Raw genomic sequence first — 10,802 nt, forward strand, 5'->3', positions numbered from 1 at the left:
TACATTCTCGCCGTATTGTTCGGCGATCCATGCCTGATAGGCTCCACTTTGCACATGGTTAATCCATTGTCTGTTATTGAGATACCAGGAAATGGTTTTTCTCAGGCCGGAGGCGAAAGATTCTCGCGGGGCCCAGTTCAGTTCCTGACGCAATCTGGTAAAATCAATGGCGTACCTGCGGTCGTGTCCCGGTCTGTCCTTAACAAAGGTGATCAGCTCCCTCCGGGAATGCCCATCGGGTGGGGGAAGTATCTCGTCGAGGATATCACAGATCATTTCTACAATGACGATGTTTTCCATCTCTGAGTTGCCGCCGATATTATATGTTTCTCCCCTCCTTCCCGATTGCATGACAGCCCAGATGGCCTCACAGTGGTCTCTGACGTAGAGCCAGTCCCTCACATTTTTCCCGTCTCCATAAAGGGGAAGGGGCTTTCCCTCCACGGCATTGATGATCATCAGGGGGATCAGTTTCTCGGGAAACTGATAGGGGCCGTAGTTATTGGAACAGTTGGAAATGGTGGTTGGCAGGCCGTAGGTTTCATGGTACGCCCGGACAAGGTGGTCTGAAGCGGCCTTGGAGGCGGAGTAGGGACTGTTAGGCCGGTAGGGGCTTTCCTCGGTAAAGTATCCCTCCGGCCCAAGGCTGCCGTATACCTCGTCAGTGCTTATATGGTGAAAGAGGACAAAGTTCTCCGCATGGTTCCTTGCTATTTCGAGGAGGTTGAAGGTGCCGATAACATTGGTTTGGATGAAACTCTCCGGCCGTTTGATAGATCTGTCAACGTGTGATTCAGCGGCAAAATGGCAGACGGCATCAACGTGGTAACGCAAGAAAATATCTCTCATCAGATCAAAATCACAGATGTCCGCCCTTTGAAAGAGGTATCTGTCCGTGTACCTCTCACCGATACCGCTTAAGTTTTCGATATTTCCTGCATAGGTCAGCTTATCCACATTGATAATCCTCCCGGTAAAGTCCGGTATTTCCAGCAGGTAACGGATGAAGTTACTGCCGATAAAGCCGCATCCACCGGTGACCATTAAATTCTTTATTCCCATATCTTTTGGACCTGTAAAATGGTGTAATAATGACAGTCAGCACTTAGAGATGTTACTAAAAATAAGCCCTTCCCGCAATGTATCGCTTCCGGAAATAACCGTCTGAGAGGGAGTCCATCCGGATTTTCTTGCCCCTTCCTGGGGCATGAATAAATCTGCCTTCACCGGCGTATATACCTACATGAGAGACTTTTTTACCTTTGGAAATCGCAAAGAAAACCAGATCTCCCTTTAACAAACTATCCCGTTCGACGGGAACCCCGGCCTCGTACTGTTCAGACGATAAACGGGGAAGATCAAGGCCGTTTAACTGATAGACAGCCGTCGTTAGTCCACTGCAGTCAAAACCGATATCCGGAGAAGAACCGCCCCAGAGATAAGGGACACCGATAAAGCTCTTTGCCGTCTTAACAACCTCCTCCCTAAAATACATGTTATCTTTTATCTTTGCAATGGCATAATCGCCGGGACTGACGATATAATACTCATCAATAATTCCTTGCGAGCTAAGACTTTCTGCCTTTCTGTGTGCGTTTTCCCTCGACGTAAAATTGCCGAAACGGACCTTGTAGATTCTCTCGGGAGTAGCAAAATAGAAGGCATTTAACCCTCTATTCCGCAGGGATTCTGTCAGTCTGGCCGCATTTCCAACTTTTGAGAAAGCGCCGGCCTGAATGGTATACCCCATCCGGGCCAGTTCCTTTTCCGTGATCCGGTGGAGACGATAAGGAACGGGACGGCGCTCCCCACAGCCGGCCACGATGAAGATGACCAACAGAGAGACAAAAATTGGCAGTATTTTACATTGCCGGGTAATCACTTTTCCCTCACCGAGGCATTTTGGGGGAAGTCCACAACTCCTAAGACAAGCTTTCTCATACGTAAGATCTTGTTTTGACTTGTCTTACTGATCGCTGATTGCTGACGGCGGCATGCTTACGAAAATTATTCAATCAATGACCCCCTCCTTCCGGCAGAGTTCAATTAACAGCATAGCCGCCTTTTCCAATTCGGCCTGCAGGTGGGCCGCACTGACGGTGAGTCTCAACCTGGCTTCTCCGGTAGGAACCGAAGGCAGGCGTATGGCAGTTATATAGATATCCCCCTTTTCCAGCAGGGTCCGACTGATATTCAAGGCCTTTCTCTCGTCACCGATGACGATGGGGACAACGGGTGTCTCACCGGGCGGGAGATTGAAGCCCCCGGAGACTAATATTTCCCGTATGAAATGTACATTGGACCGGAGACGTTCAATAAGCGAAGAGTCAATTTCCAACAATTTGATGGCGGTCGTTGCCGCGGCAATTACCCCCGGGGGGAGGGCAGTGGTGTAAATAAATGAACGGGCTTTATTTATGAGGTAGGTTATCAGGTCAGAAGAGCCGGTAACAAAACCCCCCACTGACCCGATAGCCTTGCTGAGGGTTCCGGTATGGATGGCGACATCGTTACTTACTCCGAGCCAATCGGCGGTGCCGCGGCCCCCTTCTCCCATGACCCCCGTTCCATGGGCATCATCTACCATTAGAAGACAGCCGTGTTGCGAAGAGATATCTACCAGCTCCTTAAGGGGGGCAATGTCGCCATCCATGGAAAATACGCCCTCAGTTACGATCAATTTTCGCCTCTTTGCCTTTTCGTTATGGAGCAGATTTTTCAGGGAATCCATATCATTGTGGGGAAAGGGACGCTTTTCCGCACGGCTTAAGATGCAGGCATCAATGATACTGGCATGGACCAGCCGATCAGAAAAGACGAGACCTTTTCTACCCACAAGTGCGCTTATGGCACCTGTATTGGCGGCGTAACCTGAGGAAAAAACGAGGGCCTTTTCGGTGCCCTTGAATCTGGCCAGGGTAGCCTCCAACTCTTCATAGAGGTGTGAGTGACCACATATCAGCCGGGATGCCCCGGCGCCAGTCCCGAAACGTTCCGTCGCCCTGATAGAGGCCTCAATCACCTGGGGATGGTGGGTAAGACCAAGATAGTTGTTGGTACAGAAGAGTATGACCTCTCTGCCGTTAATATAACCATGCGTCGGGCTGACAGAGGTGATGGGGATCAACTCCCGATAAAGTGAAGCCCTCTTTAGATTGTTCAGTTCCTCTCTAAGGTTAGTTATAGACACTGACATCTTTCTCAATCACCCTTACTGCAATTCAGACTTTGTGTAATCTCTGGGCATTTCCTCCCCCGCACAGCCCGGCCTGAACATTGACAAACAAACACCCTTAATTTTATACTTGCCACATGAAAAAGCAAGTTTTTAAGTTTCCCTGGGCCGTTGCCTTTATGATCCTCATGGCTATTACCCTGGCCATGTTTGCCGATGTCCTGTTCTCGGCAAAGGATACGGTCCTCTCAAAAACCTGAAGATCTTTATTGACATAAACACCTTCGCTGTATTATGCGTTGGAGCGCACCAGCTATACCGGGCACTCAACGCAGGCGTTAAGAATATGAGTAAAATATGGATGAACAACTGGAATTTGTAAAATTGATAGCATCGCGGCTTGATTCCGCCGGCATTCTTTATATGATGACCGGCTCGATGGCGATGGCAATCTATTCTATACCAAGAATGACCCGTGATATTGATCTGGTTGTTGAGGTTACACCTGCCGATGTTGACAAAATCGTTGGTCTTTTTTCCGAGGATTGCTATATAGATCATGATAGTGTCAGACAGGCGGTACATGCCCATGGGATGTTCAATATCATCCATAATGACTGGGTGATCAAGGCTGACTTCATCATTAGAAAAAACGATGCATACCGCAGAGAAGAATTCGCACGGAGACAGAAAATGGATATTGAGGATGTGACTATCTCTGTTGTTGCTGCCGAGGACCTTATTTTGTCAAAGTTGGTCTGGGGAAAGCGATCACGATCGGAACTTCAGCTTCGCGATGTTCGTCAGATGATATCTACTGTTTCAGAACTTGATTGGAAATATATGCAAAAATGGGCTACCGTCCTTGGGATTGACGATCTCTTACGAAAGGCGAAGGGAAAAAATGAGTGACACTCCAACGCGAATAAAACAACGGTACGAAAAAATGTTATTGTCGCGAACGCCCTCAGAACGATTGAGGATGGCGAGTAGAATGTATGATTCAGGCAGAAAGCTCGTAATCTCAGGTATAAAAATTGGAAGACAACCACTCAATCCCTCGCAATTGCGTGGACAGCTTTTTCTTCGCATGTATGGGAGTGATTTTACGGCTGCCGAAATAGAGAGAATCATAAATAGGATTCCTAACATGCAATTGGACACGGATAGCAAATGGAATATGGCTTCCTCGATCTTTCCCTGAGAGGCCAAGGCAATACCCATGTTGTTGTGAGCTTCCTTGAAGTATTGAAGAACTCAGGGCGGGGAATAAAACCTTGAAGTAATGCAGAAAAGGGGTAACCGTCCCCCCCCTTAAATACCTTATTATCAATGCCTGACCCCAGGGCCCAGTAACGCCCCTAAGAAAAGAATTATGCTACCGTAGTATCAGGGGAAAGGCAAGCCATTTGCGATTCCATCCCCCACTGACTGATCCCGTTCACATTCATTTAGCCCCCATTCATTTACAATTGTGAAAATCACCGATTCATGGTGAATATACCGGCCAGCAGTATTTTCCTTCCCGTTAAAGCATTTTTAAAAACTCAATGAATTTCAATCGTTTTCCCCTGATCGTCTTATGGAGGGGACAACAAAAAATATGCTTGGCATACCTGTTGCTTACTTCAAAACCGAAAAGCAAATTTATCGGGATTAAGAAAACGAAAGGAGGTGATCTGAAACAGATAAACTACCTCAAAGCAAGACCCCAAAGCAGGCTTCGAGGCAGCAAATGACACCGGAGGAGGAAATACAGTAACGAAGCAAGTTGTGAGGAATTAAACCCACAGAGATTAAAACAAATTAAACCAAAAAGATAATTGCAAAAATTAAGAAGGAGGAAAATAATTATGTTGACAAAATTAGGAAAAAAAAGAGGACAAAAGGGTTTCACATTGATCGAACTGATGATCGTCATTGCCATTATCGGTATTCTGGCGGCGATCGCCATCCCGCAGTTTACGCAATATAGGAAAAGAGGCTATGTCGCGACATTAAATAGCGATGCAAAGAATGCCTATACCGCTTCTTCAGCAATGATTGCCGATAACCCTGCGGTAACGATTGCTGAACTGAATGCAGGTCTGGCAACTGCAGGCTATACCGCATCTGCCGGCACTACCATGTTAGTCGCTGGCACTGATGCTTCTGCTTATACCATAACGATAACCGGGACTCTAGGGTGGGGTCTTCGTATTAACGAGGCTGTAATTGACCAGAATGGCACATTAACGCCAGCAGCGCTTTAGAAAATAGGACAGCGCCTGTTTATTTTTAACTCTAAAAGGGGTAAGGAAAGTATTTCCTTACCCCTTTTTTATGTCTCTTCCACGGTAAATAGATTCTCTTCTTGATACATGCGTAGAGCGGGTCAAAAGACATTATAATTACTTAATACAATAGCAGACTGCCGATGCTTATCATAGAGGTAACTGCACGTTTTACAGGCGACGCTCAAACATATCAAAGATGCTGAAAGGCCGACACAATAACAATGGGTCACAGCCCTGGGGTCAGGCATTGATAAGAAGGTATTTAAGGGGGGGGCAACCCCCCCCTTTTTTATTTTTAACCTTCAGCCTTCTACCTTCTACTTGACAAAAGTACCATTGAGTAGTACCGTCTAATTGGGTGAAATCCGGGGACGTAATACAGATTATTAGCATTGTGCCTGTGTGCCTCCTGCCCCCTGCCTCTCGCCCCCTTTTTTATTTTTAACCTTCAGCCTAATAACTTGAGCAGTTAAATTGTTTGTCGATATAGTCGATATACATTAAATAACGAGCAGTAACCCTGATACATATTTGAAATGCTGATCTTTTGAAAATAATCTTAGCCCATACTGCAATGCAACTGAGGCAATCCATATATCATTAGTCGGTATCGGTTTTCCATTTTCCTTTAAACTATTCAGGACTTCAGCATAAAATTCTGCCGTATCCTCATCAATGCCATACATCTTCACACGTGGCGTATCCAAAAATTCTTCCAGTTCTTTTCTGTTTTCCGGCTCTCGATTGCCGCCTTTGAAACCGGACAGCAGTTCGCCAATACTAACAGCGCAAATTCCTATTTCATGAGATTGCTGCAAAACTGCAATAGTTTCAGGATCTCCCTTCATGGCATATGAATAAATATTCGTATCAATCAGGACTTTTTTCATAACCAGAGATCCTTGTCTATTTTCCTTTCCGTATCAATTTTTCCCTGAATCTTATCAAATTCCCCTTGAGACCACCTCCCGAATATATGGTCTAAATCATGATATACTGCTGTAAACTTTTTTTCTTTTATTATGCCGAAATGCTGCCTCATTGTATCTATCACAACCAGATTTACACTTTTACCTTCCTGCTTGGCTGCCTGTTTCATTTTTTCCGACAGAACAGAATCTATTCCTCTTACAGTTATTGTTTTCATTGTGTTTACTCTCCTGTTAAATGACATCGTAAGTCGCAATCATTATGACATCATATTATACAACCATTTTCAAAATGTCAAAAGATTTTCTTAGACACGCATTCCATATTCCCTTGACATACAATCGCCTTCCTCCTATACTCACATTACCCAGAGGCAAGTTCTTATCAAATTAAATTAAACTATAATGGAGGCAGACATGACAGTTACCCTGAACAGTGTCATCGAAAAAGGGGGGGGTGCCTCCCCTTTTTTATGGAACAGCGTTACGCTGTTTAAGCACACCGTCAGGGTAACGGCCGCTAACGGCTACGAGCCGTTAGCCATCATCTCAAGAAATCTGTTAGTATCTGTTTTCTCCCAATTTCCCATCCTCATATCAGTGATTTTCCCCCGGCCTCGTGATTTTTACCGATCAGATTTTATGCTCCTCGATTTGGGAAACATTCTATCTCTACTAATTTACCGCGTAAAGACCGTGTTTGCCCGTGCATAGTGGCTTATTTTGCCTGCTCAGACGACAAATTCTGGCGTAAGGTAGTTAAAGAAATTGCAAGTGGACTCTGAAAAGAGTAAGATGCAAAGCCTGAAGTGGGAAAGTAGGATTTTACATCTTAACCTCATAATGAAGGGAGGTAAGAACTCATGGAAGAGAAGAAACGGGGCATAAGTGAAGACTGGTTGTCTGTGTGGATAGGTCTTTTCATCTTTGTTCTCTCTCTTGGTGTGTTTGTGGGAGTGGATATCTTGGGATTTGGAGTCACGACGCATATATGGACCGACCTGTCCAAGACATTATATCCTGTATCCAGTAAGTACGCGGGGCTGGGAGGGGTAGGATCTTTGATTGTCACCTATCTGTTCCTTCTGATTATTATGACAGCAGGTGCAGCGGCATTAAAGGCCAATATCAAGAGGTTTATCATAGGCTTCACCGCGGTGTTTTTTATAAGTTATCTATGCTGGGTCACGGGAAGCTGGGCGAATATAGCGGCGACAACACCTGCCGAGTTGCAGAAATTCGGCATTACCTGGTCTCTAAAACTGACATCGGAGGCGGGGTTCGTGGTTGCCCTGATTGTTGGTCTGGTGGTCGGCAACTTTTTCCCCGGTTTTACGGAAGCTATAAAGGAGGCTGTAAGGCCCGAATGGTATATCAAAACCGCCATCGTCATCCTTGGCGGGTTCCTTGGCGTCACGGCAGCGGAGAAGTTAGGGCTGGCAACGGCGGTAATGTTTCGAGGCATGTGCGCTATTGTAGAGGCATACCTTATTTACTGGGCGCTGGTTTACTTTATAGCGAGAAAATATTTCAGATTCAGCAGGGAATGGGCGGCGCCCCTCGCATCAGGCATATCAATATGCGGTGTCTCAGCGGCAATTGCGACAGGAGCGGCCATAAGGGCAAGGCCGGTGGTGCCCATCATGGTATCCTCCCTGGTTGTCATCTTCGCCGTTGTGGAACTTCTGATACTCCCCTTCCTGGCCCAGAATTTCCTCTATAAGGAGCCGATGGTCGCCGGCGCATGGATGGGGTTGGCTGTGAAGACCGATGGGGCGGCAGTGGCAAGCGGAGCCGTTGCCGATTCGCTTATCAGGGCAAAGGCTCTGGCTGCAGACGGGATAAACTATGCGGAAGGCTGGATCATGGGAACCGCCACCACGGTAAAGGTCTTCATTGACATCTTTATCGGTGTGTGGGCGTTCATCCTGGCCATAATCTGGTGCTCCGTCATTGAATGCAAACCGGGTGAGAGGGTCAGGCCGGGTCAGATATGGGAGAGGTTCCCGAAGTTTGTCATCGGCTATGTGGCAACCTTTCTTCTGATACTGTATCTGGGCATCACCTGCCCTGACTTAATAGGTAAGATAAAGATGGCGATGGCTGAAGGCAATATCTTCAGAGGGATATTTTTCACGATGACCTTTTTTACCATCGGTGTCATGTCTAATTTCAGGAGACTCTGGGAAGAGGGTATAGGAAGATTGGCGGCAGTTTATATCCTCTGTCTATTCGGGTTCATTATCTGGATAGGGCTGCTTATCTCATGGTTATTCTTCCATGGGGTGAAGCCACCCGTGATAACAGGTTAATTAATTAAAAGAAAATGGAATACGATACAAAGGGGGATATCTATGACAGAAGAAACGAAGATCGCGGATGAGATAAAAAAGATGGAGTATGAACCCCTCCTCCCTGTGGAGAAGAAGCTCATAGGTTACAGCCTGGCGCTGGGGATTGTTCTGCTGGGGATACTTGTCTGGATAAACTACACCTTTTTCCCCGTACAGCCGTGAACCCTTTAGCTTTTACCTTTTTCTTTATCCGAGACGAGACCTTTGAAAAATAAAACCATAAAACTTACCCTCTCTCAGGCATGGGACTGGTTTGCGAGACCTTACAATTTTTCCATAGAGCGCATTAGTGTCAACATCACCTGGGGTCTGCAACCGGTGCCGGGAGCGAAAAGATCGCAACCCGGTTGCTTCTAACAAAAAGGAGAAACGGTAACATGAAAAAAAGTGCATCTCTTATAGTAATATTGTTCTTATTGGTTGTACTGGGAAGCTATAAAGGAATCGCTTCGGCTTCGGGCAAAATCCAGGTTGCCGTCAGTGTCCTGCCCCAGGCCTATTTTGTGGAAAGAGTGGGGGGAAACCGGGTGAACGTCCAGGTCATGATCCCGGCAGGTGCATGTCCTGAAATGTACGAACCGACCCCTCAACAACTGGTCAGGCTGTCCGATGCTGATATCTACATTAAGGTGGGCGCCCCTGCCTTCCCCTTTGAAGAGAAGTATCTCCATGTCATTGCCGGGAAAAATAAAAAAATAACTGTGGTTAATATGTCAGATGGCACACGCTACCGGGAACGGGACCCCCATGTGTGGCTTTCTCCTTCCTGTGTAAAAATAGCAGCCCGGAATATCTATCAGGCGCTGTCCCTTTATGATCCTAATTACAGAGATTATTACGGAGAAAACTTGACGGTATTCTTAAGTGATATTGAAGAGTTAGACCGTAAGAACAGAAAATTGCTCGCCGGTAAAAAAGGTTATGCCTTTATGGTCTATCATCCTGCCTGGGGATATTTTGCCGATGAGTATGGCCTGAAACAGATGGCCATTGAAGAGGAGGGGAAAATAAAAGGCGCATCCCATATCAGAGAGATGATTGATACGGCAAGGCGGAAAGGCATTAAGGTCATTTTTGTCCAGAAGGGTTTTGATACAAAAAGCGCTCGAACAATTGCCCACGAAATCGGCGGAAAAGTAATGGAAGTGGATCCGTTGGAAAGGGACTGGCTGAAAGGCATGGAAGCCTTTGCGGAAATCCTCCCCCAGGTGTTGAGAAAGTAATATGGAACACCTCGTTAGGCCAAGAAATGATTCCCTGGGATTACTTTTTCATTTTACCGAATTGACTCAAATAAAATGTTACCCGAAGAGTGGTTAAAGGAATCGTTGACTCATAATTCGGTGTTACCAAACACTGACTCCAAAAGGAGGTTCGAAAATGAGTCCACGGTCCAAAAGAGAGCATACTGAGGCTATCCATTTACGCTATAAAAATGCCACCCGTCATGAAAAAACCATTATCTTAGATGAATACTTGCCATCTGCGGATGTCACCGTAAACATGCCATCAGCAAGGGGACGGATTTCAAATCCGTCCCCAACACGGTTCGAGCGCTTTACGAAACCAAAGGCAAAGAAAAGAGGGAAACCAACCTTTTCTATCAAACAGGCCATGAGGTAATTCTCAAGCCTTTGAAAAAGATTTGGCTTGAAGCAAATCTCCCCTGTTCAAAACGCCTCAAAGTCATGCTGCCGATCTGACTGCCCGGATATGTTGATCTCTTCGGCGAACTCTCCCCAGAGGTCACCAATGCCTTGCTTACAATATCCCCTCCAACAATAGACAGGCTGCTAAAACCTGTCCGAATCCATTACACAAAGCGAGGCAGGTCAACCACTAAACCAGGAAGTCTCCTGAGAAAGCAAATACCTATTAAAATCGGCACATGTTGGGTTCTACCTGATCGACAAGGGATTGGTGCAGCTAAAACATATTTTACATCTTGCCAGTCTCGTTTCTTTTTTCCCATCAAGACACTATGACCACAATAAGGATATCTGCTCAGTTCTGTAAGATCAGAAACGATTTTAGCTCTGATTGGGTTCAAGTGGATATGTCTGACTAA

14 protein-coding genes are annotated in these 10,802 nt (G+C 46.1%); 8 read left to right on the top strand and 6 right to left on the bottom strand.

All coding sequences use genetic code 11. The features are described from left to right. The 3 genes from rfbB to bioF form a co-directional block, all read right to left on the bottom strand. Window positions 1-1,062: dTDP-glucose 4,6-dehydratase (rfbB, locus tag QMD03_09230; GenBank protein ID MDI6777393.1), on the bottom strand; the 1,062-nt coding region annotated here is incomplete at its 3' end. 55 nt (window positions 1,063-1,117) lie between these two features. Further along, complete coding sequence (locus tag QMD03_09235; GenBank protein ID MDI6777394.1) at window positions 1,118-1,882, bottom strand: NlpC/P60 family protein; 765 nt, start codon at window positions 1,880-1,882, stop codon at window positions 1,118-1,120. Window positions 1,883-2,011: 129 nt separating this feature from the next. Continuing rightward, window positions 2,012-3,196: an 8-amino-7-oxononanoate synthase gene (gene bioF / locus QMD03_09240; GenBank protein ID MDI6777395.1), complete on the bottom strand. Its 1,185-nt coding sequence runs from the start codon at window positions 3,194-3,196 to the stop codon at window positions 2,012-2,014. 116 nt (window positions 3,197-3,312) lie between these two features. Here bioF and QMD03_09245 point away from each other — a divergent pair, with 116 nt between their 5' ends. From QMD03_09245 to QMD03_09255, 3 genes are all read left to right on the top strand, one after another. Then, the gene (locus QMD03_09245; protein MDI6777396.1) at window positions 3,313-3,435 is read left to right on the top strand and encodes a hypothetical protein; all 123 of its coding nucleotides are present in this window, start codon (window positions 3,313-3,315) and stop codon (window positions 3,433-3,435) included. Window positions 3,436-3,532: 97 nt separating this feature from the next. After that, window positions 3,533-4,087 (top strand): nucleotidyltransferase, encoded by a 555-nt coding sequence (locus QMD03_09250; GenBank protein MDI6777397.1) that lies wholly within the window; start codon window positions 3,533-3,535, stop codon window positions 4,085-4,087. A gap of 941 nt (window positions 4,088-5,028) precedes the next feature. Beyond that, window positions 5,029-5,427, top strand: a complete 399-nt coding sequence (locus tag QMD03_09255) for a prepilin-type N-terminal cleavage/methylation domain-containing protein (protein MDI6777398.1) — start codon at window positions 5,029-5,031, stop codon at window positions 5,425-5,427. Between the two features lie 524 nt (window positions 5,428-5,951). On the opposite strand, the gene QMD03_09260 is transcribed toward QMD03_09255, so the two are convergent. Next, complete coding sequence (locus tag QMD03_09260) at window positions 5,952-6,341, bottom strand: type II toxin-antitoxin system VapC family toxin (protein MDI6777399.1); 390 nt, start codon at window positions 6,339-6,341, stop codon at window positions 5,952-5,954. Next, on the bottom strand, window positions 6,338-6,598 hold the full coding sequence (locus QMD03_09265; protein MDI6777400.1) for a hypothetical protein: 261 nt from the start codon (window positions 6,596-6,598) through the stop codon (window positions 6,338-6,340). The genes QMD03_09260 and QMD03_09265 overlap by 4 nt, the downstream gene beginning before the upstream one ends. 199 nt (window positions 6,599-6,797) lie before the next feature. Here QMD03_09265 and QMD03_09270 point away from each other — a divergent pair, with 199 nt between their 5' ends. From QMD03_09270 to QMD03_09290, 5 genes are all read left to right on the top strand, one after another. Next, window positions 6,798-7,094: a hypothetical protein gene (locus QMD03_09270; protein MDI6777401.1), complete on the top strand. Its 297-nt coding sequence runs from the start codon at window positions 6,798-6,800 to the stop codon at window positions 7,092-7,094. Window positions 7,095-7,243: 149 nt separating this feature from the next. Then, the gene (locus tag QMD03_09275; GenBank protein ID MDI6777402.1) at window positions 7,244-8,692 is read left to right on the top strand and encodes a putative sulfate exporter family transporter; all 1,449 of its coding nucleotides are present in this window, start codon (window positions 7,244-7,246) and stop codon (window positions 8,690-8,692) included. Window positions 8,693-8,734: 42 nt separating this feature from the next. Continuing rightward, complete coding sequence (locus QMD03_09280) at window positions 8,735-8,896, top strand: hypothetical protein (protein ID MDI6777403.1); 162 nt, start codon at window positions 8,735-8,737, stop codon at window positions 8,894-8,896. A gap of 215 nt (window positions 8,897-9,111) precedes the next feature. Next, complete coding sequence (locus QMD03_09285; GenBank protein ID MDI6777404.1) at window positions 9,112-9,957, top strand: zinc ABC transporter substrate-binding protein; 846 nt, start codon at window positions 9,112-9,114, stop codon at window positions 9,955-9,957. Window positions 9,958-10,114: 157 nt separating this feature from the next. After that, window positions 10,115-10,357, top strand: coding sequence for a hypothetical protein (locus QMD03_09290; protein ID MDI6777405.1), 243 nt, complete (start codon window positions 10,115-10,117; stop codon window positions 10,355-10,357). 190 nt (window positions 10,358-10,547) lie between these two features. Here the strand turns inward: QMD03_09290 and QMD03_09295 are convergent. Next, window positions 10,548-10,802, bottom strand: a 255-nt coding sequence (locus tag QMD03_09295; GenBank protein MDI6777406.1) for a hypothetical protein, incomplete at its 5' end; no start/stop codon positions are given.

This window comes from Syntrophales bacterium (assembly GCA_030018935.1).
In the GTDB taxonomy this organism is placed as follows: domain Bacteria; phylum Desulfobacterota; class Syntrophia; order Syntrophales; family CG2-30-49-12; genus CG2-30-49-12.

Bases quoted from the DNA above. Each gene is read 5' to 3' on its own strand.
- bioF (MDI6777395.1), bottom strand. From the start codon at position 3,196: ATGTCAGTGTCTATAACTAACCTTAGAGAGGAACTGAACAATCTAAAG.
- QMD03_09245 (MDI6777396.1), top strand. From the start codon at position 3,313: ATGAAAAAGCAAGTTTTTAAGTTTCCCTGGGCCGTTGCCTTTATGATC.
- QMD03_09250 (MDI6777397.1), top strand. From the start codon at position 3,533: ATGGATGAACAACTGGAATTTGTAAAATTGATAGCATCGCGGCTTGAT.
- QMD03_09255 (MDI6777398.1), top strand. From the start codon at position 5,029: ATGTTGACAAAATTAGGAAAAAAAAGAGGACAAAAGGGTTTCACATTG.
- QMD03_09260 (MDI6777399.1), bottom strand. From the start codon at position 6,341: ATGAAAAAAGTCCTGATTGATACGAATATTTATTCATATGCCATGAAG.
- QMD03_09265 (MDI6777400.1), bottom strand. From the start codon at position 6,598: ATGAAAACAATAACTGTAAGAGGAATAGATTCTGTTCTGTCGGAAAAA.
- QMD03_09270 (MDI6777401.1), top strand. From the start codon at position 6,798: ATGACAGTTACCCTGAACAGTGTCATCGAAAAAGGGGGGGGTGCCTCC.
- QMD03_09275 (MDI6777402.1), top strand. From the start codon at position 7,244: ATGGAAGAGAAGAAACGGGGCATAAGTGAAGACTGGTTGTCTGTGTGG.
- QMD03_09280 (MDI6777403.1), top strand. From the start codon at position 8,735: ATGACAGAAGAAACGAAGATCGCGGATGAGATAAAAAAGATGGAGTAT.
- QMD03_09285 (MDI6777404.1), top strand. From the start codon at position 9,112: ATGAAAAAAAGTGCATCTCTTATAGTAATATTGTTCTTATTGGTTGTA.
- QMD03_09290 (MDI6777405.1), top strand. From the start codon at position 10,115: ATGAGTCCACGGTCCAAAAGAGAGCATACTGAGGCTATCCATTTACGC.